Genomic DNA, 22,033 nt, shown 5'->3' with positions numbered 1-22,033 from the left:
TAGAAAGTATTCTGGGGCATTTTTTATTTTTGGGCATTTGTAATTGAGAATAAGGCATGGAAGAGGGGGAAGTTTGGGAGGTGGGGAGGTGGGGAGGTGGGGAGTGTGGAGATTAAAGTGTGAGCCTTTGAGCCTGAAGTGTGAGCCTTTGAGCCTGAAGCGTGAGCCTTTGAGCCTGAAGCGTGAGCCTTTGAACCTGAAGCGTGAGCCTTTGAGCCTCAAGTGTCAGCCTTTGAGCCTGAAGCGTGAGCCTTTGAGCCTGAAGCGTGAGCCTTTGAGCCTGAAGCGTGAGCCTTTGAACCTCAAGTGTCAGCCTTTGAGCCTCAAGTGCGAGCCTTTGAACCTCAAGTGCGAGCCTTTGAGCCTCAAGCTTAAATTTCAGAACCCAAAGCTTCCCCACACTTCCCACACTCCCCACACTCCCCACACTCCCCACACTCCCCATCCCCCCATCACCCCATCACCCCATCACCCCACCCCCCCACTCCCACCCTTGGGTGTGGAAACAACATCTGGTAAAGGGCGTTTAGCCGAGTAAAGCCAAGCCAAACCGGCTAATCCTAAAATAATTCCCGTTAAACTCACAACTTGCGCTATCCGTAGCGGCCCTAGCATCAAGCTATCAGTACGCAAACCTTCTATCCACAGGCGCCCTAAGCTGTAAGTTGCTAAATAAACCAAAAACAGCGAACCTACTTTCAGGCGTGGCTTTCCCTGTAACCCTCGAAAAAATAAGAACAGTAACAGCGCAAATACTAATAAATTCCACACAGATTCATACAAAAAAGTGGGATGGAAGTATTCAAAACTAGCCAACTCCGGCGGACGGCGTTCCGGTGGAATAAACAGCTTCCAAGGTAAATTGGTAGGACTACCAAAAGCTTCAGAGTTGAAAAAATTTCCCCAACGTCCGATCGCTTGCCCTAAAATCAACGCAGGAGCTACTAAATCCGCTAATTGCCAAAAAGGAACTTGCTTGACTTTGGCAAAGATTAACGCCGCTATCAGTCCCCCGATAATTGCTCCATGAATAGCAATTCCTCCTTGCCAAATTTTAATAATCCGGTCTGGGTGCTGGGCATATTCTGGCCACTGAAATAAAACATAATACAACCGTGCCGCAGGAATTGCCCCAATCACTAGCCAAATTGACAAATCACTCAGCAACTCTGGGTCAACTTGGCGACGCTTTGCTAAGTACCGAGAAAGGCTAACACCAATTAATACAGCAGCAGCAATTAACAAGCCATACCAGCGGATAGTTATTGGCCCGATTGTCCTCAAAATCGGCCCTGGAGAAGTGAATTGAAATGCCAAAGGCAAAGTTGAAAGATCCAGTACCATACAAAATACCTAGATAACTGTACTATCAATAGGGAATGGGCATGAGGTAGAAACGTTACTATTGTTGACCGAAGAAAGATCAAGGATGTAGACGCTTCCTCCGCTTGCCGTAGGCTAGGCAGTTTTTTTGCTCCGCAAAACATATTCTATTGCTCCACGGCGTCACTTGCACTCAATGAGGAAACCTCCACATTCCTGAAACTCCCCCTATTTCCGAAAAGCAGGTTTAGATATAATCGCTTACATCAGTTGCATGTATCTAAAATTGTGATTGCTATTTATCCTGGAAGCTTTGACCCGATTACTTTGGGACACCTTGACATTATTCAACGCGGTAGTCGGCTATTTGAGCAGGTGATTGTGGCTGTGTTGCGGAATCCTCACAAAACACCACTGTTTAGTGTGCAGCAGCGACTCGAACAGATTCGCTTATCTACCCGACATTTGCCAAATGTCGAAGCAGACAGCTTTGATGGATTGACAGTAAATTATGCTCAAATGCGACAAGCACAAGTTTTGTTGCGGGGCTTGAGAGCAGTTTCCGACTTTGAAATCGAATTACAAATGGCTCACACTAATAAAACTATTTCCACTCAAATAGAAACAGTTTTTTTAGCTACTTCAAATGAGTATAGTTTTTTAAGTAGTAGTGTGGTAAAAGAGATTGCAAGGTTTGGTGGTTCTGTTGATCATCTCGTGCCCTCACACATTGCCCTACAAATATACCAATGCTACAACCACAAGTCTCTAGTGTCGAGCCAAATCACAGCGGAAACAATCCCCCCCCACCGGAGTATCCCGATGGATTCTCCGGTGGAAATCCTGCGTCAGCAGGAAGCCTAGACCTACAACAGGAACTAAATCGGTTGGAGGAAATTATTCTCTCTAGTTTGAGAATTCCTTTGACGGGACGCACTTTAGTAGATGAAGAAAAGCTGCTAGAGCATCTGGACTTTATTCGGCTTTCTTTACCGTCATTGCTACAAGACGCCAGTCTGCTTTTGGCACACAAAGAAGAAATTCTTCTCGAAGCCGAAGAGTATGGACAGCAAGTGGTGGAATCAGCTCAAGCAAAAAGGGCACAAATTCTAGCAGAAAGCGATATTATCAAACAGGCAGAGCGAGAAGCCGAACAAATCCGGCGACAAGTGCAACAAGAGTGTGATGCGATGATGCAGGAAACTCTTGCAGAAATTGACCGCAAACGGCTAGCCTGTATGCAAGAATTGGAAGAATTACGCCAAAGTGCGATCGCTCAAGCTGAAGAAATAGAAGATGGTGCCGATGAATATGCAGATAGCGTCTTAGAAGGTATTGAGCATGATCTCAAAGATATTTTGCGTATCATTATCAACGGTAGACAACAACTGCGCGCTGACCTCCCACCCAGGCAAAATACCTCATCATTCAAGAAGAAATAAGCTAAAATCCTTTAAATGACTGATTTACGGTAATAAAAGGGTATTTTAACGCTTTTTCTGGAAATTTAATCTAATTTAAAAAGATACATAGCGGTTTTTGTTGAAATCAAATACAGGTTGCAAACCATGTAGAGACGTTGCTTTTGCTTCGTCTCTACAATTTTTCTGGCCTCATTCCTCCCAGAAGATGTCTAAATATAAAGAACTACTTAAGAAATCTCAATACTTTGCGAAATAAATCGCAAAATTTACAATAATTTACAATTAGCAAAAACAAAACCTCTGCTACTTCAAAGGCAGACTGAGAGCTAATTTGATTTCCTTCTAATTAGAGCGGAATCGAATTACACATCACAAACTATGAAAACAGAACAATTTCAAACACTGCTACAATTTTTTAAAGCCTTGGCTGACGAGAGCCGATTGAAGATTGTGGGTATTCTGGCGAATCAGGAGTGTAGTGTTGAAGAATTGGCAATTCTCTTGCAACTCAAAGAACCGACAGTATCCCATCATCTCGCAAAACTCAAAGAACTGAACTTAGTGACTATGCGCCCAGAAGGTAATAGCCGCTTTTATCAGTTAGACAGTCAAGCTTTGCAAGCCATTAGTAAAGATGTATTCACACCACAAAAAATGGCCTCTTTAATTGAAAACATCGATACAGAAGCCTGGGAAAACAAAGTTCTCAAAAACTACTTAGAGACTAACAGCGAGGGAACACAACGCCTCAAAGATATTCCAGCCAGCCGCAAAAAACGCTTAGTTATTCTTAAATGGTTAGTCGGAAAATTTGAAGTCGGAATTAATTATCCAGAACGAACAGTCAACGAAACTCTCAAATGTTACCATCCCGACTGCGCCACCTTGCGACGGGAGTTAATTAGTCACCAGTTAATGCAACGAGAGAATGGCGTATATTGGCGGATAACGCCGATGTAATCGTCAAGGGTGGGGAGGTGGGGAGTGTGGGGAGTGTGGGGTGATGGGGTGATGGGGTGATGGGGTGAAAAATAATTTATGCTCACGCTTTCGATCTTCCCACACCCCCCACACCTCCCACACTTCCCCCTCCTCCCCCTCTTCATATTCCCTAACCCCTAACCCTTTTTTTTAAACATCTCTAATAACAAGATGAATCAAAAATAACCAACTACCAAGAAGACATAAAATTCCAATCTGTTGTATTTTCAGGTTGTGGTAAATTTTCAGCTTGTATGAGCTGCTCATACTCTCCCGAATCAACCCACTTTAATAATTCTGCAGCCCGCATCACCGCCCAAGGAAATTGATATTCCATGAAGCTAAATATCTTAGTTATTTGGTCTAAACTATCAAGGTTAAGATTAGTAAATTCACGAGCTTGGGCTTGAAAATCTGCTATTGTATCTGTATTCAAATAATCACCCGGTAAGCCTGCCAGCTTCATCAGTGCAGTGATAGCCACATTCACATCTTGACACGCTAGCAAACCAGCGCGATCGCTCGTAAATCTAGACATAATAATCCAGTTATAAAGAGCCATCTCTATTCCACTAGTTGCCAACCCTCCCAAGCCCAAGGTAGTGCTGCTAATAATATTTTTTAACAACGGCATGACATTAGCAATTTGTTGGTAGAGTATATATCCACCCTTAATCCGAGCCACTTCATGACCCAAAGCAAACAGCAACTCATCAGGGGTATACCATTCCATAGCTTCTAAATTCACACCAACTATGGGCTTTTGAGCACCCACCGCATAAGTTTGAATATTCCCCATACCTCGAAACAGATATAATTCCGGTTCTGGAGCGAAATCAAGAATTTTACAAGTTTCTAAAAACGCATCATGCAATTTAGGAAAATTGCGCGGCGTCACCTTAAATTCACCACCAACAACTTGCATTCTCAATAAACGATCAACACCATACTCATTGACTTTTTTCATCAATAAAGGTAGACCCGGCATTTTATTGAGAGAAGTTAAAGCTTTTTGATCAAAAGGATGCTGGTAGCTGGCGATTTTTAAACCGACTAATACTTTTTTTGTCATCATTGAAGAAGAATCAGTTATTTCCGAATCATCAGCTAATTGAACTGATTAAACTTTAACTTATCATTAATTCGGTTTTGCACACAAACACCAAATAACCAATCATTAATAACCAACTTGCCAAAACTGCTTGAGAATTTCTCCCGGCTTTCTATCCCAAGTGTCGATATGTTCGTATATTAAACCATCTGAATTAAATTTATAAGTTGAATAGCCATTAAAAAATATTTTTGCTTTCCAAGGAACACGCAACACCCCCCGCACTGTCCACTTAGCTAAAATGGTATCCGTTGCAGATTGCTCGACTTCATGCAAATCAAAATAAATTTCTGTGAAAAACAACCGAGCGTGAAATCTTAATGTCCAAAATATAATCCGATAATTAAACTTATATTTAAATTTGTTTACCGGGTCTTGAAAATAAATATTTTTTGTATAAATATCATAGGATATATCTTTTTGAAAAAGAGTCGGTAAATCATCTTTGAGGACTTGAATTACCTCGGCTACCTGCAATTGATCTGGCATACACCCTCACTGCTAAAATAAATTTATCAGCAATCTCTTAATCCTGGGCCAAAGTGCAACTGATTTTTTATTGCTTAAGCTAATACTACTCAAATCAGCAACAGTAGGAAATGATGCATATTTGGCATAAGGGCCGTTTCTTAAAACTTGAGCTAAAGCATGATTATTGGCTCGTAAACCTTCATAAAAAAAGCATACCTCTCCTTTAATACCTAGCTCACGGTTGCATTCGATGATTTGCAACAAGTGTTTAAAATTAATCGAGTAAGCACCCAATTTAATTAAAATTCCCGGCGCTAATTTTGCTAATGTTGCATCTGTAAATTGTTCAGCGACTAATTGATTAACAAGACACTTATAGCTGATGAAGTCACGACGATAAATTTGTGGATGAATCATATCCACAATTCCCTTACGCAACCAAGTAGCTGAGTCTTGCAAATATTCCTTAAACCCCCAATCATAAATATTAGGAGACATTGAAACTAGTAAATGGGAATTCACCGTTTTTACTTTTAGATAAACACGTGTTAAAAATGCCGTGAGCATATCAGCACGCCATTGTAACCATTGCTGATGTTTGGGATTTTGTGGGGGATTGTGACCAAAATGGTAGCGATAAAGTGCGACAGTCTGCTCATCGTAACCGCCTTCACAGGGTAAGGCTGGAAAGCGATCATCACCTTGGATACCATCAACATCATAATTTTGCACAACTTCCATCACCAAGTCTAGTAAGAATTCTTGCACTTGGGAATCAAGAGCGTTCAACCACTCAAAACCATTTTTCTTTAATAGCTTACCATTGCGATCGCGGGCTGCCCATTCGGGCTTAGTCTGCAACAGCAGACCCCCATTTGAGTTGTAAGAACTGGCGAAACCATATTCAAACCAGGGAATTACTTTTAACCCCACCCGTCGCGCTTCTGTGACTATTTCTGCTAAAGGATCTCGATTCACAAAGGCGGGATTAATTTCTACACCGACAGTCCGTAGCATCCTTTGACTAGGATACAGAGTCATCCCTTGATTCCAAACCACAGGAAACACTACGTTAAACCCTGTCTCAGCCAGGAAATCCATCGCTTCAGCAATACGCTGCTGTGATTTGAAAACCTTACTATCTGTGTTTGTTAGCCAGACACCTCGTGTTTCTATCAAACTCATGTGCGAATAATTTATTTCTGCTCTTGACTGAGGATACTGTATCGTAACCGCTGCACAAATTATCCAAAAAGCATATCTCTGTTGAGTAAAAATTGCGATCGCAACCTGTCTTTTAACAGATGTCTCAGCTTGCAGTTTCGTCCACAATCCATACTGATGATAGTTAGTAAACTAAATGGAATCAAGCAGCTTATGCCTGTGATTGAACGTTCTTGGACACATGAATATATCACCAGCAACGGCGTCCAACTGCACTATGTCACCCAAGGAACGGGTTCTTTAATGTTGATGCTGCATGGATTTCCTGAGTTTTGGTATTCATGGCGTCACCAAATACCAGAGTTTGCTAAATATTTTCAAGTTGTAGCCCTTGATTTGCGTGGTTATAACGACAGTGAGAAACCACAAGCGCAATCAGCTTATGTGATGTCTGAATTTGTCAAAGATATTCAAGGAGTAATTCAGGGTTTAGGATATGAAAAATGTATCTTAGTTGGGCATGATTGGGGAGGTGCGATCGCTTGGAATTTCGCATACGAATATCCCCAGATGGTGGAAAAGTTAATTATACTCAATTTACCTCATCCCGCTAAGTTTGCCGAAGGCTTACGCACTCCCCAACAATTGCTACGTAGTGCTTATATCTTCTTTTTTCAAATACCTTGGCTACCAGAATTATTCATTCAATCTTTTAACTATCAAGCCATTGCTAATATTTTTCAAGGTATGGCAATTGATAAAACAGCTTTCACACCAACTGATATTACAGCTTATCAAGAAGCTGCAGCCAAACCCGGTGCTCTCACAGCGATGCTCAATTATTACCGCAACATTTTTCAACAAGGTTTTTTGCATGAAAACAGGGGAATTTTAACAGTACCAACACTCATGATTTGGGGTGAAAATGATACGGCTCTTGGTAAGGAACTCACCTACAATACACAAGCTTATGTCCAAGATTTTCAGATCAAATACATCCCCAACTGTAGCCATTGGGTACAGCAAGAACAACCAGAATTAGTTAATCAATATATGCGGGACTTTTTGGGAATTTAAAACATCAAGCGTGATGAAGCATATCTGAAATTTCCATGACACAATTCATGCCAAACACAAAAAACTTTAATAAGATTTAATAGTAGTTTCCAGGTGGTAAATAGGTAGAATTGAGCAGCAATCGATATCCTAAAACCAGCCACAATACTACTCCTGACATCACCACCACTACTGTTTCAAATCACCACGGGTCTGTGCGCCCAATCAGCATCTGCCAGCAACCAAGTGAGATAATCTAAACAGTGAGGAAAAGAACGGATGCAACTTGATTACAGAGGGGTAAATGTTATGAAATTCAAGCTATTAGCAGCACTTGCCTTGGCTACTCCCCTATTCTTTATTAACTCAGTACAAGCTGAGAATCCGCAAGATTTACAAAAGCTGTTGGAAACTGGGGAATGCATCAAATGCAATTTATCAGGCGCTAACCTCAGCAACGCTCATCTAATTGGCGCAGACTTGAGAGGAGCAAATCTTCAAAAAGCCAACCTCTCTCAAGCTAACCTCGAAGGCGCCGATTTAACTGGTGCAAATTTAGCAGGCGCTAACTTAACTGCAGCTTACATCACCAATGTGAATTTAAAGCAAGCAAATCTCAATAACGCCAACTTAACCCGTGCGAAAATTTACGATTCTAATGTGTATAAAGCATCAATGAATAATCTCACCATTACTGATGCGGAAATCTTTCACACCGGAATCGGCGTTGGTGGTGAAGATGCTCAAATTCCAGATTGGGATTAGGTTTGATGACGCGAACCGTGTACATCAATTACCCACAAAACAGGGGCTGGTGCAAAAAGGCTGAAGTATCGAGTATAAAGTCTCAAATCAAGAAACTTGTACTATAACCTTTGCGCTGCGACGTAGTAGATTTTGTCGGTTGGGTCGCAGGATAAGACCCAACACTCGAATCAATCGACTTTTTCAATCCAGTAGAGACGTTGCAATGCAACGTCTCTCTAGTTTCTAGGATACAGAAATCAGAACCACTCTTGCCCTGATTTTAATTCAATCCTGCACTGCACAAAACAAGTATATTGTCAAGATTAATAAACTACAGAAAAACTTTGATTAACGATTAGAATCGATGGCGTTAATTTAATTGACAAAGGCGGCTTAAGATAGCTTTAATATTCAGATAAAATCAGGGCTTAGGCTTGTATAAAGGAGAGATGGACTGACTTTTGCTTGATTTGTACTTTAAATGAGTGCGATGGGCAATTGACACGGCATGGGATAATAGCGAGCTGAGGATTCCAGTTGATTTAAAAAACAGAACTCAGAAAGCAGATTTTTAAACCTCTTGCCGTCTTCTGACTTCTATCCTCCTACTCACTTTCTACCTTGTAGTTGATGAAGTAGTGGTTAAGGGGCAATTATGGTGATAGGACACTAAAACCCTTTTGTACCGGAAACTCAGTTGCGCTGATGCTTTGACGCATCGCTTAATCAACAGCCTTTTGGTTGTAATTGTCCAGATTAGACGAACTCAACTGTCACAATTCAATGGGAGCGAAAATGCCAGAATCGGAATTCACACAAACCACATCTCCAGATACAACAGTGCCAGATATCAACAACCAAACGGGAACAATAACTAAGCTCCAGCCTGCCGCGCAGTCTCAAGAGCAATGGTTAAAATACGGTGAACAAGTCTCTGGTTTTCTAGGAACACTGCCCGAATATCTGGGCAGCTTCTTTAATCAGTACAAACAACCTCTGATCTCCGTTGGTTTAATTATAGGGGCGATTGTCGCAGTTAAAGTAATCTTGGCAATATTAGATGCTTTAAACGATATTCCTCTAGTAGCGCCTACTTTTGAGTTGATTGGTATTGGTTACTCTGCTTGGTTTGTTTATCGCTATTTACTCAAAGCTTCAACTAGACAAGAGTTGACTCACGAAATTACAACTCTCAAATCACAAGTTGTCGGTAAACAAACTACAGAATCTTAATCGACGTTTAATGTGAATTAAAGTCCCAAACCTTCTATTTTTGGTGTAGAGATGGAAAATTTCATTTCATATCTCTACAAAGCCTTATAATTCACAATCGCAGAGCCGAGGGCTAACAGCTAGCCCTCGGATTTTTCTTTTGAATTCCCACTCAAATTTAAGGAGATAAACGGACAATATTTTGAGATGAGATGGGGTCTAATTGTCCTGTTTTCACCAAAGCTTGATGAATCATAGCTGCTACCTCCGCACGAGTGGCTTCTTTGGTGGGTGCAAAAACTTTCAAATCGGGGTAGTTGACTACGAGATTATTAGCTGTGGCGATCGCTATTTTGTCAGCGGCGTATTTGGGAATATCTTTGGCGTCTTTATAGATATTGAGCGCTTGATTTGAGGGCGCCGATGCTTTCAAATTCAAGCCAGTTACCAAAGCTACTAATACTTGTACTCGCTGAATTTTTTGGTCTGGTTTAAAGGTACTATCGGGGTAGCCCTTGAGAAATCCGGTGCTGATGGCGTGGTTAATTGCCGGTGTTGCCCAAAATTTAGGTTCAATATCTTTAAAAGCGATCGCATTTTTAGGCAGTTTTTTGTCAAACGCTTGTTGTAGTATGGCTGCGAATTCGGCGCGACTGACTGGCTGATTTGGTCTAAAAGAATAATCGGGAAAGCCTTTAATAATGTTACGAGCAGACAGCACATTAATAAACCGCTGTCCCCAAAAATCTTTGGGTACGTCATCAAATGCGATTGGTGGTGGAAATGTTGACTTGTTCTTAGTCGGTGTGACTAAAGACAATGGCTTTTGTATCGTACTGTCAACCGGGGGTAGGGGGGGTAGGGGTGCTAACTCCGCTGGTGAATCTATAGTATCTGTATTGGTTAGCGGTGCGACTACCGCTGGATTTACCTCTTGAGTCGTAGTCGGAGGGGTAATCGGTGTCACCTCTGGCTCATCTGCAGGTATGGTGTTGAGGTTGGAACCTGCGTTTGGTTCTACTGTGGGGAGAACAGTAGACGCTGGATTAAGTTGAGTGCTGGGCGATGAAACTGGCGAAGGTGAGGGGAAAAGGCTAAAATTCCCGCCCGCATCCCGCCGAGAAAAAGACCAAAATAAAATTGTGCCAATTGTCGCCAAGGCAACCAGAATGGCGATAAACTCGTCGAAGCCAAGGGCAGTAGTTGAAGATGACTCTGGATCTGGTGGGGGTGTATTTGTCATCGTGTTGACCCTGGTGTTAGTAAGGTTTGTGTCTAACCAAAATTAAGCCATAAAACATTCTTTTACACCATAGGTTTTTGGTACAAATCTGAGGATTTACGCCGGCGACATGTTTTTTCTTTTTATATTCAAGATGGAGCTAAGCGGGTTCGAACCGCTGACCTCTGCAATGCCATTGCAGCGCTCTACCAACTGAGCTATAACCCCTTATAGTGCATTATCGAGTTTGCCTCAATTTTAGTAGTTTGTCAAGTTAATGTTACAGAATATAAACTGCTGTTGCGGATGCGCCAGTTTTGATTAAGATACTTGTAACAAATAACTCATACAGTGCCCCATCAGGAAGTAGACCACCAACATGGCGGCAGCTGCCAGCGCAACTAAGGTTCCAGCCAGCATCAGCGAAAACTCTTTGTGCTCAAAGGCTTTTTCCATTAGGTGCAGCGACCAAGCCACCAACGCCACATCAAATAATAAAATAGGTATCAACATATTTCTTAATATTTATTAATACTTCTTTATTAAGATTAACATTGTTTGGGACATGTGTCTCTTACTAAAGATGGATGTGAATGATTGAAAAATACTAAACAAGTGGGAATTAGGGAAAAATTCTCACAGGTATAGAGCGATCGCGCAGATAGTTTTTAATTTGCGCCACACTCAAATGGCCGTAATGTAACTGGGACGCCAATAACGCCGCTTCCGCTTTCCCTTGAGTTAGTGCGGCGTAGATGTGCTCACAATTTCCCGCACCACCGGAAGCGATCACTGGAATTTGCACTGCATCAGCAATGGATTTTGTTAAACCTAAGTCATAACCGGCTTGAGTACCGTCAGCATCCATACTTGTGACCAGCAATTCACCAGCGCCGCGCTTTTCCACCTCTTTTGCCCACACTAAAGCGTCTTTGCCCGTATTTTCTCTACCGCCCCTCACATACACATCCCAACCTGGATTAATAGGGTCAACTCTGCGTCTAGCATCAATAGCAACAACGATGCACTGATTACCAAAGCGATCGCTTGCCCGATTAATCAAGTCTGGGTCGCGGACTGCCGCAGAATTAATGCTAACCTTGTCAGCTCCAGCCCGTAACAAACCTTTAACATTTTCTAAGGTTTGAATCCCGCCACCCACAGTCAACGGAATAAAGACCTGCTCGGCTGTGCGGTACACCACGTCAATTATTGTATCGCGGTCTTCATGAGTTGCTGTAATATCCAGAAACACTAACTCATCCGCACCAGCTGCGTTATAAACCTGAGCCAGTTCTACCGGATCACCTGCATCCTGGAGATTAACAAAGTTAACTCCTTTGACGACCCGTCCCGCCTTCACATCTAAGCAAGGTAAAATTCTTTTAGACAACATAATAAATTTTGCTTTTGTGGGTAATTGTCCGGAATTTAAATTTTAAATTGGTGTGTGTATTTCCCAAAGAAAATTTCTCTCAGCATAATTACTCGAATCTCTGCGGCCAAGATGGCGCTGATACAGTCCTCAAGTCACGGTTGATAGCTGAATTATGGCGATTATCTCCTCGAAAAAACAGACCCAAGACTCTCACGGTGAACCGAAACAACAACGAGAGTCCGTAAAATCCTCACCCAGCAATGACCTTTTGCAACCTGCAGTAGGTAGTGATGAACAAGGTAAGCAGGAAGAAAGCATTCGACCACACAGATTTGCTGATTACATCGGCCAAAAAGACTTAAAAGATGTGCTAGATATTGCCATCAAAGCCGCCAAATCTCGGAATGAAGTGCTGGATCACCTGTTGTTGTATGGGCCGCCAGGATTAGGCAAAACGACAATGGCGATGATTTTAGCATCAGAAATGGGAGTCAATTACAAAATTACCAGTGCACCGGCGCTAGAACGTCCCAGGGATATTGTCGGGCTACTGGTGAATTTGAAACCAGGGGATGTGCTATTTGTCGATGAAATTCATCGCCTCTCACGGATGACAGAAGAGATACTTTATCCAGCGATGGAAGACTATCGCTTAGATATAACCGTCGGTAAAGGCTCCAGCGCCCGCATCCGCAGTTTACCACTGTGCAAATTTACCTTAGTGGGCGCGACAACTCGCGTCGGCGCTCTCACTTCACCACTGCGCGATCGCTTTGGTTTAGTCCAAAAACTGCGATTCTATGAAGAAGACGAATTGAGTCAAATTGTCCTCCGCACCGCCCAATTACTGCAAACCCCCCTAGCTGTAGATGGCGCTGCAGAAATTGCGCGCCGGGCGCGAGGCACACCACGGATAGCCAATAGGCTACTAAAAAGAGTACGTGATTATGCTGAAGTAAAATCAGCCAAAGAAATTAACCAAAGCGTCGCAGCAGAAGCATTGCAACTATTTCAAGTAGACCCATGCGGTTTAGATTGGACAGACCGCAAAATGTTGAGTGTAATTATTGAACAATTCAACGGCGGGCCAGTGGGATTAGAAACAGTCGCCGCAGCTACAGGAGAAGATACCCAAACTATTGAGGAAGTTTACGAGCCTTATTTAATGCAGATTGGTTATTTAAGCCGGACTCCCCGTGGTAGAGTAGCGACAAAAGCAGCATATAAACATTTGGGTTTCCATCAGCCCAATGAGCAGCTATCTTTGTTGTAGTCAAAATGGGGAATGGGTGATGGGGAGGTGGGGTGATGGGGTGATGGGGTGATGGGGATTAAAGATTGAGCTTCTGAACCTGAAGCTTGAGCCTTTGAACCTCAAGTGTCAGCCTTTGAGCCTGAAGCTTGAGCCTTTGAACCTGAAGCTTGAGCTTCTGAACCTGAAGCGTCAGCCTTTGAGCCTCAAGCTTGAGCCTTTGAGCCTCAAGTGTCAGCCTTTGAGCCTGAAGCTTGAGCCTTTGAGCCTCAAGCGTCAGCCTTTGAGCCTCAAGCGTCAGCCTTTGAGCCTGAAACTTGGATTTCAGAACTCAAAACATCCTGCTCAAAACCCAAAGCTTCCCACACCCCCCACACCTCCCACACCTCCCCATCCCCCCACCTCCCCACCCCCCCACCTCCCCACCCCTCCCACACTCCTCCTACAAATCCAATGATGAAATTAATTAGTATTCTCCTGAGTTTGTTACTTGTATTTGGTTGGGGTAAGCCAGTTGTGGCGCTATCAGCAGCACCTAGCTTGACTCAAGAACAGTTACAACAAGGAAATGAGTGGGCGAATAAAGCTTTTGCGGCGACAAATGAAGGTGATTTTGCGACAGCGGAAGGCTACTGGACACAAATTATTGAACAGTTTCCCACGAATGCTGGGGCGTGGAGTAATCGAGGAAATTCGCGGGTAAGTCAGAACAAGTTACAAGCAGCGCTGACAGATTACAACAAAGCGATTGAACTAGCGCCGAATGTTACCGACCCTTATTTGAATCGGGGTACAGCCTTAGAGGGTTTAGGAAAATGGGAAGATGCGATCGCTGATTATAATTATGTTCTAGAATTAGATCCCAATGATGCCATGGCTTATAACAATCGCGGCAACGCTAAAGCCGGATTAGGAAAATGGGATGAAGCCATCATAGATTATCAGAAATCCTTTGCGATCGCTCCTAATTTTGCCTTTGCTCGCGCCAATTACGCAGTTGCTCTCTACGAAACCGGCAAAACTGACAAAGCCATCCGCGAAATGCGAAACATCGTCCGCAAATATCCCAACTTTGCTGATGTCCGCGCCGCCCTCACTGCTGCATACTGGGTAGGTGGACAAAAAGGGGAAGCCGAAAGCAACTGGGTCGGAGCCTACGGATTAGATAACCGTTACAAAGACCTCGACTGGGTAGCAAATATCCGCCGCTGGCCGCCTAGTTTAGTCACAGCTTTAGATAAATTCTTGAAACTTCAGTAAGTGCATTTAGAGAATTTTTCCAACCCGTCATCAAACGACCAATGGGAGTGATAAATTGTGATGCAAGCCTTACATAAACTAGTAACATTCGCCGAATTTATCGAATCCTATCCAGAAAATTCGCCACAACGCTATGAACTACACGACGGAGTAATTGTTAAAATGGCTCCACCAACAGGCGACCATGAGGAAATTGTGGGATTTTTAATTGGAGAAATAGTTACAGAATATAAACGCTTAAAATTACCTTACTTTATTCCCAAAACAGCGTTTATCAAACCATTGTCAGGTGAATCAGCTTATTCACCTGATGTCTTGATATTAAATCGTCCTCATTTAGTCAATGAACCACTTTGGAAAAAAGAATCCACTGTTAGCCAAGGTGAATCAATTCCTTTAGTAATTGAAGTGGTTAGTACTAACTGGAGAGATGATTATTTAAAAAAAGCCGCTGACTATGAAGCAGTAGGGATAAAAGAATACTGGATAGTAGATTATGCAGCTTTGGGCGGTAGACGGTTTATCGGTAATCCCAAACAACCAACCATCTCAGTGTATTCCTTAGTTGAGGGAGAATACCAAGTGCAGCAGTTCCTGGGTGGCGATCGCCTCATCTCACCCGCTTTCCCAGAATTAAACTTGAATGCTGAACAAATTTTGCAAATTGGCGCTGTATTAAACTAGTGGTCTGTCGCATTAGTTATGACGGATGTTATTTCGTAGTGAGGACTTTAGTCCTCGAATATGAAAGCACTAAAGTGCTGACTACGAACGTTTAGTCTCAATTCGTCAAGTGAATGCACTTTTAGATAATTTTTTCAACTCCCCAAGAGAGAGATTTACTGCAGGGGTATTTTTGCCTTAGTTTTGTTTTCAGAACTAAGTGAATTTACCATGACTCATTTTGGACTCATTTGTCCCGCAACAACCGGCCACCTTAATACAATGTTGCCTTTAGGGAAAGAACTGCAACAGCGCGGTCATCGCGTCACCCTAGTGGGGATACTTGATGCTCAACCAAGTACACTAGCAGCAGGAATAGAATTTCGAGCCATAGGTAAGTCTGAATTTCCTCAGGGAGGAATGACACAATTTTTTACTGAGTTAGGACAACTCAGCGGATTAGCTGCATTGCGACATACGATCGCTTGGATACGAAGCATAGCTACAATATTCCTTCAGGAAGCCCCACAAGCAATTAAAGAAGCAGGTATAGAAGCGCTGTTAGTAGACCAAATTTCTCCAGAGGGAGGAAGCGTAGCAGAATTTCTTGGCATTCCCTTCGTTACAGTATGTAGTGCAGTAGTACTGAATAGGGATATCAATATTCCACCTTTTAACACACCTTGGAACTATAGCCCTAGTACTTTGGCACGGCTACGCAATCGATTTGGTTACTCATTACTAAGTCGCGCTGGACAACCAGTCACAGAAGTAATCAACGAATATCGCCGAAAGTGGAACTTATCCCCCCATTCAAACCCCAATGATAGATATTCCCAACTCGCTCAAATTAGTCAACAGCCTGCTGAGTTGGAATTTCCCAGAGAGAATTTACCGAAATGTTTCCATTTCACCGGGCCTTACCACAACGCAACTACCAGAAAGCCGATATCTTTCCCCTTTGAAAAGTTAACGGGGAAACCTTTAATTTATGCCTCAATGGGAACCATACTAAATCGCCTATTGCCAGTTTTCAAGAGTATTGCAGAAGCTTGTAACGGTTTGGATGCTCAGTTAGTAATTTCTTTGGGTGGTTCTGCTAGTCCAGAGGTTTTGCCAAATTTACCAGGAAATCCGATAGTTGTTGGTTACGCGCCCCAATTAGAATTACTGCAAAAAGCTACTTTAACCATCACCCACGCAGGTTTGAATACCACTTTAGAATCTTTGAGCAACGGTGTACCAATAGTGGCTATTCCCATCATCAATGACCAACCAGGAGTAGCAGCGCGTATAGTTTGGACTGGTGCTGGTGAAATAGTTCCTCTGAAGCGTCTCAGTGTTCCCAAGTTGCGAGATGCGATACAAAAGGTGTTGATAGAAGATGGTTACAAACAGAATGCACTGAGGTTACAAGCGGCGATTCAACGAGCCGGTGGGGTAAGTCGCGCTGCTGATATTGTGGAACAGGCTGTGTCTACAAGACAGCCTGTGCTGGCTTAGAAACTTACTGGACTAGAACTCGCTGGTAAAAGTTGCTGATTTTGGTCACGTTTTCCAGTCACCACCATCTGTATACCGCCCTTCGGCCCCAATAATGCACCCTTGCGTGCTGGTTGTACAGGTTTGTCCTCAGCTACTTGCATTTCCCAACGAGACAGCACCGTCGCCAACACCAGTTTCATCTCAAACAGCGCAAAAGCCATGCCAATACAGCGACGATTACCGCCACCAAAGGGCAAAAATTCAGAAGTCGTAAATTGCCGTTCCAGAAACCGTTCTGGCCGAAAGTGCTTCGAGTTAGGATATAAATCTTCTCGATGATGAGTCAAATAAACACAGGGAATCACCAAAGTTCCCGGTGATAACTCGTAGCCCATAATTTCTAATGGCGATTTCACCAAACGACTTAAGACCAACATCGCCACTGGATACAGGCGCAGTGTTTCACAGCAAACAGCGTTTAAATAGGGTGTTTTAAAAATGGCGTTAGGGTCAGGATTTTCACCCAATGCATCCAACTCTTGCAGCAGTTGCTCACGTACTTCTGGCTGATGGTGAACCCAGTATAAAGCCCATGCTAGGGAAGTTGCAGTAGTCTCATGACCAGCCACTAACAGAGTAATCAACTCATCACGCAACTCGACATCTGTCATCGGCTCTCCTTGTTCATCAAGAGTTGCCATCATCAAGGATAAAATATCAGTCCGAGATGCATCTAGTTGCTCTCTGCGTTCTTGAATCTCAGCATAGATGAGTTCGTCAATTTGCTGTCTTAAATTTAGGAATCTACCCCAAGGACTCCAAAGTCCTAAATCTCGTCGCAATGGTGGGAAGAGCAGCATCATTGCTGAAGCTAAAGGTTGCTGTGGATTGAGAATTTTAATCAGCAGTTCCTTGAGTTGTTCATAACGCGCTCCATCTTCCAAGCCAAATACAGCTTTTAAAATCACCTCGAAGGAGATTTCTTGCATGGAAGATAAGACTTTAAAAGGTTCGCCAACTTGCCATTTAGTAATTACTTGTTCAGTAATATCGCGGATTAACTGACCATAAGCCAGCATTCGTTCACCATGTAATGGAGGTGTCAATAGCTTGCGTTGTCGCTGATGAGGCTTTCCCTCCAAGGCGAGTAGTGATTGCTTTCCCAATAAGGGCGCATCAATACCAGCTGGCGCTCCAGAATCTAAATACTTAGGGTCAGTGGTAAAAATTTGCTGAATCGCTTGGGGATTGCTAACGAAAACTTGAGGCGTAAAAACTGGGCCAATTCGCAAAGTGAAGATATCACCGTAGCGCTGTGCACAGGTTTCCATGTATTCTAAAGGACTAGTTAACCATTGGTAAGTCTGTAGCCAAGGGTGAGTTTGTGGCCCGTCAGGCAGTTTAAAAGCAGCCATTTGATTTATCTCCCGATCATTCAGCCATTGATCCACACCTCAGATTCTAGAACATTGATTCAGGCGATCGCTTTGACAATTCCTCAATCTGGGCTGGGGTTAATTCTTGCACATTATTCAAAACTACCGCTGCTCCCGCTGTTAAAAGCGTCTGTGTGTAAGCATCACGCCGCACTGCAGTTTCCTGGACATGGGGCGGTAACACCCCAACGCCAATCCATCTCCTGTCTGGCTTCAAGCTGCGCGCTTTCTCGACGGTGTACATGTCTGCTACTGTATCTCCGATATATACTATTAGCGCATTATTGTCAATAGTATTTTCTAACAGATTCAGGGTAGCAAAAAGCCCGGTGGGGTCTGGTTTACCCGGTGCATCTTCCATCGCCACTAAGACGGGAGACTTTAAGCCAAGGCGGTTTTCCAAAACGTAGGTAGCGGAACCACGAGTCGCACCGCTGAAAAATCCCCAAGCGATCGCACCTTGCGTAAGTTGCTCTAAATAGCTAGGCTGTAATAATAAAGGTTCATCGCAAATATAACCGTTCCAATTTTCAGGATCAGTTCCTCGGTAACGGGATTGAAAAAAGGCGACAATCGTCTGATATTCTAATTGCAATTGTTCGCGGGACTGTCCTTGAGTTTGAAAGTAGCGATAAATTAACTCTTGCGAAGCTTCCCAATCGTTATTCCAAGTCCCTTCAGATTTCAATTGATCAATTTCTAGGGATGTGGGGCGATAGGCTAGGTTCGTAAAATGCTCTACAGTATCTGCTAGTGCTCGCCGATAAGAACCACTCACATCACGGATGACACCATCAATATCAAAAATTGCGATCGCTTTTATCATATCGGCTATGGGGCATCAAAAGAATTACAGATTGTCGAAGCGGGAAATTTCCTGTCTCTACTCTGGCAAAAAATCAGCATCAAGAACTTGCTCTGGCGTGAATGGTGATTTTTCAGGGAATGCAGTCAACTGCAACTCAGTTTCATCAGCAGCTAGTAGTCTAGCATCTGCATAACACTCACTCAAAATTTCCTCGAAATATGGTTTGAGGCTGGGACTTTCTGCAAAAGCTTGTCTGAGGCGCTTGCGGTGCTCCCGAATTGTGGCTCGCCAACTACCAGAGCGTTTCTCTGCTTGATAACTGTATTTCAATAAATGCATTAACACCACTTCTAGATTGCTTCTTAATGCTTTTTTCTCACTCCTACCCATCGTGGCAATTTCTTCAATCAAATTCTCTAAATCCAGTTCTGTCAGTCTTCCTTGCTTGAGGAGTTCTACAGTTGTTTGTGTCCACAGGTAAAAATCTTGCTCATACAACTGTGAAGCAGATGTGTTTGGTGATTGAGGCAAATGGGCAGCCATACTAATTCATAATTCGTAATTAAAATCTACAGCAATTTATGCCAGTACACCACGGCAGACATAAACATTGGTACTTCAGCGAGAAATGGCTGATCTTTTGGCTTTCACAACCGCCTAGGAATGAATTCCAAGGCTAATAACTAAAGTCTACTGAAGTAGACTCAAGATTTTTGGCATATTTAGTAATCCGACGATGACTTCTGTTATTAGTAAGGAACTTCAGTTCCTTGTGGGCTATAGGTTTTACGTTAAGTTGACACTAATGATACATAAAGTACCCATGACAAATTGTCCAAAAGCCCATCACACAAGCTTCTTGTTTTCACACTTCAGACTTCAGACTTCAGACTTCATCTGGTAAGGTATATAGGTTAGAATAAGCGATCGCTGACTTTGTACATAATGCCCGGTTACTCCCCGGAGGTGTGATTGACCAAGTTCATTTTGAAAATTCTTTGGCTAGACGAAAACGTCGCTCTCGCAGTTGATCAAGTTGTCGGCAAAGGTACGAGTCCATTGACTAAGTACTTCTTTTGGCCCAGAAATGATGCCTGGGAAGAACTAAAAAAAGAGCTAGAATCAAAAAACTGGATTACTGACCTAGATCGTGTCGAGTTGCTCAATAAAGCAACAGAAGTGATTAACTACTGGCAAGAGGAAGGTAGAAACCGTCCGATGGCCGAAGCCCAGTTAAAATTCCCCGAAGTCGCCTTCACAGGTAGCGCTTGATTTCCATCCGTTAACGCCTCTGCTGTTATACAAGCTGCCATAATTTTATGCTCTTGTCCCTGCTGCCGCTAGCAATCAGTCGTGCAACAGGGTTAACAGCAACGGTAAACACGGAGTCTTCATGACCAGAAAAGGTAGCAATTTCAGTAGCTGTACTCAGCTGCCAAAGTTTAACTGTCTGATCCCAGCTACCACTAATTAATGTTTCTCCGTCAGCAGCGAAAGCCACTGCTACAACCGCCCAAGAGTGACCTGAGAGTGTGGTCAGCACTTCACCAGTGTCCACTTTCCACAATTTCACAGTGTTGTCATCGCTACCAGTCGCTAAAATTTTGCCATCAAGACTAAAAGCGACTGTCAAAACCGCCCAGCTATGACCCGCAAGGGTCGCTAACAAGGTACAATCTGGGTGGTTTTTCAATTCTCCTGGCGGTAATTGCCACAAGCGAATTGTTCTATCCAAGCTAGCGCTAGCTAACAGCCGTCCATCAGAACTAAATGCGACTGAACTAACTTGTAATTTGTGTCCAGTCAGATGACAAATTTCTTCACCAGTTCTGACGTCCCAAATTTTCACGGTTTTATCCCAACTCCCGCTAGCGAGAATTTGCCCATCAGGACTAAAAGCCACTGATTTGACGGCGCGGGAGTGACCCGTTAAGGTAAAGATTTGTTGATATGTCTTGACATTCCACAATTTTATGGTTTTGTCATCACTAGCAGTAGCTAAAATTTGTCCGTCGGGACTAAAGGCTACTGATTTCACAGCTTGGCTATGTCCTGCTAGGCTAGCAAGAACTTTTTTGCTGTTTAAATCCCACAATCTGACGATTTTGTCCTCATCGCCGCTAGCTAAGATGTCACCATCAGGGTTAAAAGCTAGGGAATTAATCCCCGTGGCGAAACCAGCATGGCTGCTGAAGGTATCTATGCATTCCCACTTAGGTTGGGCTGGTGGAGCGGGGAACGGTTGAGGTGGAGAATTATCAGTAATACCCATAGCTTGCATAACTTCATCCGCTGATTGAAAGCGACGGTTGAGGGCATGTTGTAGCAGTTTATCAAGGATTTTTGTCAAGCGATCGCTCACTTGATGGCGACAATAATCTTGCCAAACCCAAGCATCATTAGCAATATCAAATAAATCAAAGGGGGGAATTTGCGTCAGTAGGTGAATACAAGTTACACCCAAGCTATAAAGGTCACTAGCAAAAACTGCTTTTCCTCTTGCTTGTTCTGGCGCAATATATTCAGGACTACCAATAATAGTTTCTTCTGTTAAATGGTGAATTTCATGATTGAGTATAGCTGCATTAAAGTTAACTAAAAATAACTTTTTACATGCAGGCGTGTAGATGAGATTTTTCGGTTGAATATCGCGGTGAATAATTTGGTGATCGTGAATAAATTTAATCACTGGTAAAACATTTTCTAAAAATTGCCAAATTTGAGTTTCACTAAATATTCCCTCCTCCCTTAAAAGAGTCGAGAAATTAGAACCAAAAATTAACTCTTCCACGAAATATAAATAATCATCATCTTGAAAATATGCCAGCAGTAGGGGAATTTGTGGATGTTTGTCTAGCAGTTCTCGCCAATATATTTTTTGGGTAAAGGCTTCTGAATTTTGGTGTTTAATTGCAAATTGTTGAACTACACAGGGAATTTGTGGAACCTGACTTTCATCCACAGCTAGAAAGGTTTTGCACCATCCTGCTTCCGCAATTAATTTCATTATTCGATAACGATTTTGTAAGAAATTCAAAAT

Annotated in this window: 24 protein-coding genes and 1 tRNA gene; 13 read left to right on the top strand and 12 right to left on the bottom strand. The window is 42.9% G+C overall.

Annotated elements, in window-relative coordinates; all coding sequences use genetic code 11:
- Positions 1–43: 43 nt before the first annotated feature.
- A complete protein-coding gene (locus MIC7126_RS31270; protein ID WP_238553640.1) occupies positions 44–538 on the top strand; it encodes a hypothetical protein in 495 nt (164 codons plus the stop codon).
- Here the strand turns inward: MIC7126_RS31270 and lgt are convergent.
- On the bottom strand, positions 469–1,344 hold the full coding sequence (lgt, locus tag MIC7126_RS0113915) for a prolipoprotein diacylglyceryl transferase (protein WP_017653769.1): 876 nt from the start codon (positions 1,342–1,344) through the stop codon (positions 469–471). The genes MIC7126_RS31270 and lgt overlap by 70 nt on opposite strands.
- A 267-nt stretch (positions 1,345–1,611) precedes the next feature.
- Here lgt and coaD point away from each other — a divergent pair, with 267 nt between their 5' ends.
- From coaD to MIC7126_RS0113900, 3 genes are all read left to right on the top strand, one after another.
- Positions 1,612–2,187 carry a pantetheine-phosphate adenylyltransferase gene (gene coaD, locus MIC7126_RS0113910; protein ID WP_026100250.1) on the top strand — a complete coding sequence of 192 codons (576 nt, stop codon included), beginning with the start codon at positions 1,612–1,614 and terminating at the stop codon, positions 2,185–2,187.
- Entirely contained in the window at positions 2,073–2,765 is a 693-nt protein-coding gene (locus tag MIC7126_RS0113905; protein ID WP_154655893.1) for an ATP synthase subunit B family protein, read from the top strand. The genes coaD and MIC7126_RS0113905 overlap by 115 nt, the downstream gene beginning before the upstream one ends.
- Positions 2,766–3,125: 360 nt before the next feature.
- On the top strand, positions 3,126–3,707 hold the full coding sequence (locus tag MIC7126_RS0113900) for a DUF2087 domain-containing protein (RefSeq protein WP_017653766.1): 582 nt from the start codon (positions 3,126–3,128) through the stop codon (positions 3,705–3,707).
- A gap of 211 nt (positions 3,708–3,918) precedes the next feature.
- Here MIC7126_RS0113900 and MIC7126_RS0113895 read toward each other — a convergent pair whose 3' ends face one another.
- From MIC7126_RS0113895 to MIC7126_RS0113885, 3 genes are all read right to left on the bottom strand, one after another.
- Positions 3,919–4,800 (bottom strand): M48 family metallopeptidase, encoded by an 882-nt coding sequence (locus MIC7126_RS0113895; RefSeq protein WP_017653765.1) that lies wholly within the window; start codon positions 4,798–4,800, stop codon positions 3,919–3,921.
- A gap of 105 nt (positions 4,801–4,905) precedes the next feature.
- Positions 4,906–5,328, bottom strand: coding sequence for a C6orf136 family protein (locus tag MIC7126_RS0113890; protein WP_017653764.1), 423 nt, complete (start codon positions 5,326–5,328; stop codon positions 4,906–4,908).
- A gap of 12 nt (positions 5,329–5,340) precedes the next feature.
- Positions 5,341–6,495, bottom strand: a complete 1,155-nt coding sequence (locus MIC7126_RS0113885) for a glycoside hydrolase family 10-like protein (RefSeq protein WP_017653763.1) — start codon at positions 6,493–6,495, stop codon at positions 5,341–5,343.
- A gap of 192 nt (positions 6,496–6,687) precedes the next feature.
- Between MIC7126_RS0113885 and MIC7126_RS0113880 the strand changes: the two genes are divergently transcribed.
- The 3 genes from MIC7126_RS0113880 (at position 6,688) to MIC7126_RS0113870 (ending at position 9,510) form a co-directional block, all read left to right on the top strand.
- Complete coding sequence (locus MIC7126_RS0113880) at positions 6,688–7,551, top strand: alpha/beta fold hydrolase (protein ID WP_017653762.1); 864 nt, start codon at positions 6,688–6,690, stop codon at positions 7,549–7,551.
- A gap of 288 nt (positions 7,552–7,839) precedes the next feature.
- Positions 7,840–8,295, top strand: coding sequence for a pentapeptide repeat-containing protein (locus tag MIC7126_RS0113875; RefSeq protein ID WP_026100248.1), 456 nt, complete (start codon positions 7,840–7,842; stop codon positions 8,293–8,295).
- Positions 8,296–9,060: 765 nt separating this feature from the next.
- The gene (locus tag MIC7126_RS0113870) at positions 9,061–9,510 is read left to right on the top strand and encodes a CAAD domain-containing protein (RefSeq protein WP_017653760.1); all 450 of its coding nucleotides are present in this window, start codon (positions 9,061–9,063) and stop codon (positions 9,508–9,510) included.
- A 157-nt stretch (positions 9,511–9,667) separates the two neighbouring features.
- On the opposite strand, the gene MIC7126_RS0113865 is transcribed toward MIC7126_RS0113870, so the two are convergent.
- From MIC7126_RS0113865 to hisF, 4 genes are all read right to left on the bottom strand, one after another.
- Complete coding sequence (locus MIC7126_RS0113865) at positions 9,668–10,732, bottom strand: S-layer homology domain-containing protein (protein WP_017653759.1); 1,065 nt, start codon at positions 10,730–10,732, stop codon at positions 9,668–9,670.
- 134 nt (positions 10,733–10,866) lie between these two features.
- Positions 10,867–10,939: transfer RNA gene (locus MIC7126_RS0113860), tRNA-Ala, on the bottom strand.
- A 93-nt stretch (positions 10,940–11,032) separates the two neighbouring features.
- Entirely contained in the window at positions 11,033–11,224 is a 192-nt protein-coding gene (locus tag MIC7126_RS0113855; protein WP_015128896.1) for a hypothetical protein, read from the bottom strand.
- Positions 11,225–11,333: 109 nt separating this feature from the next.
- Positions 11,334–12,107: an imidazole glycerol phosphate synthase subunit HisF gene (hisF, locus tag MIC7126_RS0113850; RefSeq protein ID WP_017653758.1), complete on the bottom strand. Its 774-nt coding sequence runs from the start codon at positions 12,105–12,107 to the stop codon at positions 11,334–11,336.
- A 154-nt stretch (positions 12,108–12,261) separates the two neighbouring features.
- On the opposite strand from hisF, the gene ruvB reads away from it, so the two are divergent.
- From ruvB to MIC7126_RS0113825, 5 genes are all read left to right on the top strand, one after another.
- The gene (ruvB, locus tag MIC7126_RS0113845; RefSeq protein ID WP_017653757.1) at positions 12,262–13,362 is read left to right on the top strand and encodes a Holliday junction branch migration DNA helicase RuvB; all 1,101 of its coding nucleotides are present in this window, start codon (positions 12,262–12,264) and stop codon (positions 13,360–13,362) included.
- 94 nt (positions 13,363–13,456) lie between these two features.
- Positions 13,457–13,798 (top strand): hypothetical protein, encoded by a 342-nt coding sequence (locus MIC7126_RS31955; protein WP_238553639.1) that lies wholly within the window; start codon positions 13,457–13,459, stop codon positions 13,796–13,798.
- The gene (locus MIC7126_RS0113835) at positions 13,795–14,601 is read left to right on the top strand and encodes a tetratricopeptide repeat protein (RefSeq protein ID WP_026100247.1); all 807 of its coding nucleotides are present in this window, start codon (positions 13,795–13,797) and stop codon (positions 14,599–14,601) included. The genes MIC7126_RS31955 and MIC7126_RS0113835 overlap by 4 nt, the downstream gene beginning before the upstream one ends.
- A 57-nt stretch (positions 14,602–14,658) precedes the next feature.
- Entirely contained in the window at positions 14,659–15,285 is a 627-nt protein-coding gene (locus tag MIC7126_RS0113830; protein ID WP_026100246.1) for a Uma2 family endonuclease, read from the top strand.
- A gap of 210 nt (positions 15,286–15,495) precedes the next feature.
- Positions 15,496–16,767, top strand: coding sequence for a glycosyltransferase (locus MIC7126_RS0113825; RefSeq protein WP_017653753.1), 1,272 nt, complete (start codon positions 15,496–15,498; stop codon positions 16,765–16,767).
- Here the strand turns inward: MIC7126_RS0113825 and MIC7126_RS0113820 are convergent.
- From MIC7126_RS0113820 to MIC7126_RS0113810, 3 genes are read right to left on the bottom strand one after another with little or no spacing between them, the layout of a single operon-like run.
- The gene (locus tag MIC7126_RS0113820) at positions 16,764–18,164 is read right to left on the bottom strand and encodes a cytochrome P450 (RefSeq protein ID WP_017653752.1); all 1,401 of its coding nucleotides are present in this window, start codon (positions 18,162–18,164) and stop codon (positions 16,764–16,766) included. The genes MIC7126_RS0113825 and MIC7126_RS0113820 overlap by 4 nt on opposite strands.
- A 46-nt stretch (positions 18,165–18,210) precedes the next feature.
- Positions 18,211–19,011, bottom strand: coding sequence for a TIGR01548 family HAD-type hydrolase (locus MIC7126_RS0113815; RefSeq protein WP_017653751.1), 801 nt, complete (start codon positions 19,009–19,011; stop codon positions 18,211–18,213).
- 57 nt (positions 19,012–19,068) lie between these two features.
- On the bottom strand, positions 19,069–19,536 hold the full coding sequence (locus MIC7126_RS0113810; protein WP_017653750.1) for a DUF29 domain-containing protein: 468 nt from the start codon (positions 19,534–19,536) through the stop codon (positions 19,069–19,071).
- A gap of 429 nt (positions 19,537–19,965) precedes the next feature.
- Here MIC7126_RS0113810 and MIC7126_RS0113805 point away from each other — a divergent pair, with 429 nt between their 5' ends.
- Positions 19,966–20,265, top strand: a complete 300-nt coding sequence (locus MIC7126_RS0113805) for a 30S ribosomal protein PSRP-3 (RefSeq protein WP_015128886.1) — start codon at positions 19,966–19,968, stop codon at positions 20,263–20,265.
- 25 nt (positions 20,266–20,290) lie between these two features.
- On the opposite strand, the gene MIC7126_RS0113800 is transcribed toward MIC7126_RS0113805, so the two are convergent.
- Positions 20,291–22,000: a serine/threonine-protein kinase gene (locus MIC7126_RS0113800; RefSeq protein ID WP_017653749.1), complete on the bottom strand. Its 1,710-nt coding sequence runs from the start codon at positions 21,998–22,000 to the stop codon at positions 20,291–20,293.
- Positions 22,001–22,033: the final 33 nt, after the last annotated feature.

The sequence above is a fragment of the Fortiea contorta PCC 7126 genome (genome assembly GCF_000332295.1).
GTDB classification, from domain to species: domain Bacteria; phylum Cyanobacteriota; class Cyanobacteriia; order Cyanobacteriales; family Nostocaceae; genus Fortiea; species Fortiea contorta.
This window is presented reverse-complemented; position numbering and strand designations above follow the sequence as displayed.

Coding starts and splice junctions, on each gene's coding strand:
- MIC7126_RS0113855 (WP_015128896.1), bottom strand. CDS start 11,224: ATGTTGATACCTATTTTATTATTTGATGTGGCGTTGGTGGCTTGGTCG.
- MIC7126_RS0113885 (WP_017653763.1), bottom strand. CDS start 6,495: ATGAGTTTGATAGAAACACGAGGTGTCTGGCTAACAAACACAGATAGT.
- MIC7126_RS0113820 (WP_017653752.1), bottom strand. CDS start 18,164: ATGGCTGCTTTTAAACTGCCTGACGGGCCACAAACTCACCCTTGGCTA.
- hisF (WP_017653758.1), bottom strand. CDS start 12,107: ATGTTGTCTAAAAGAATTTTACCTTGCTTAGATGTGAAGGCGGGACGG.
- MIC7126_RS0113870 (WP_017653760.1), top strand. CDS start 9,061: ATGGGAGCGAAAATGCCAGAATCGGAATTCACACAAACCACATCTCCA.
- ruvB (WP_017653757.1), top strand. CDS start 12,262: ATGGCGATTATCTCCTCGAAAAAACAGACCCAAGACTCTCACGGTGAA.
- MIC7126_RS0113890 (WP_017653764.1), bottom strand. CDS start 5,328: ATGCCAGATCAATTGCAGGTAGCCGAGGTAATTCAAGTCCTCAAAGAT.
- MIC7126_RS0113875 (WP_026100248.1), top strand. CDS start 7,840: ATGAAATTCAAGCTATTAGCAGCACTTGCCTTGGCTACTCCCCTATTC.
- MIC7126_RS0113810 (WP_017653750.1), bottom strand. CDS start 19,536: ATGGCTGCCCATTTGCCTCAATCACCAAACACATCTGCTTCACAGTTG.
- MIC7126_RS0113880 (WP_017653762.1), top strand. CDS start 6,688: ATGCCTGTGATTGAACGTTCTTGGACACATGAATATATCACCAGCAAC.
- MIC7126_RS0113815 (WP_017653751.1), bottom strand. CDS start 19,011: ATGATAAAAGCGATCGCAATTTTTGATATTGATGGTGTCATCCGTGAT.
- MIC7126_RS0113865 (WP_017653759.1), bottom strand. CDS start 10,732: ATGACAAATACACCCCCACCAGATCCAGAGTCATCTTCAACTACTGCC.
- MIC7126_RS0113900 (WP_017653766.1), top strand. CDS start 3,126: ATGAAAACAGAACAATTTCAAACACTGCTACAATTTTTTAAAGCCTTG.
- MIC7126_RS0113800 (WP_017653749.1), bottom strand. CDS start 22,000: ATGAAATTAATTGCGGAAGCAGGATGGTGCAAAACCTTTCTAGCTGTG.
- MIC7126_RS0113825 (WP_017653753.1), top strand. CDS start 15,496: ATGACTCATTTTGGACTCATTTGTCCCGCAACAACCGGCCACCTTAAT.
- MIC7126_RS0113905 (WP_154655893.1), top strand. CDS start 2,073: ATGCTACAACCACAAGTCTCTAGTGTCGAGCCAAATCACAGCGGAAAC.
- lgt (WP_017653769.1), bottom strand. CDS start 1,344: ATGGTACTGGATCTTTCAACTTTGCCTTTGGCATTTCAATTCACTTCT.
- MIC7126_RS0113895 (WP_017653765.1), bottom strand. CDS start 4,800: ATGACAAAAAAAGTATTAGTCGGTTTAAAAATCGCCAGCTACCAGCAT.
- MIC7126_RS0113835 (WP_026100247.1), top strand. CDS start 13,795: ATGATGAAATTAATTAGTATTCTCCTGAGTTTGTTACTTGTATTTGGT.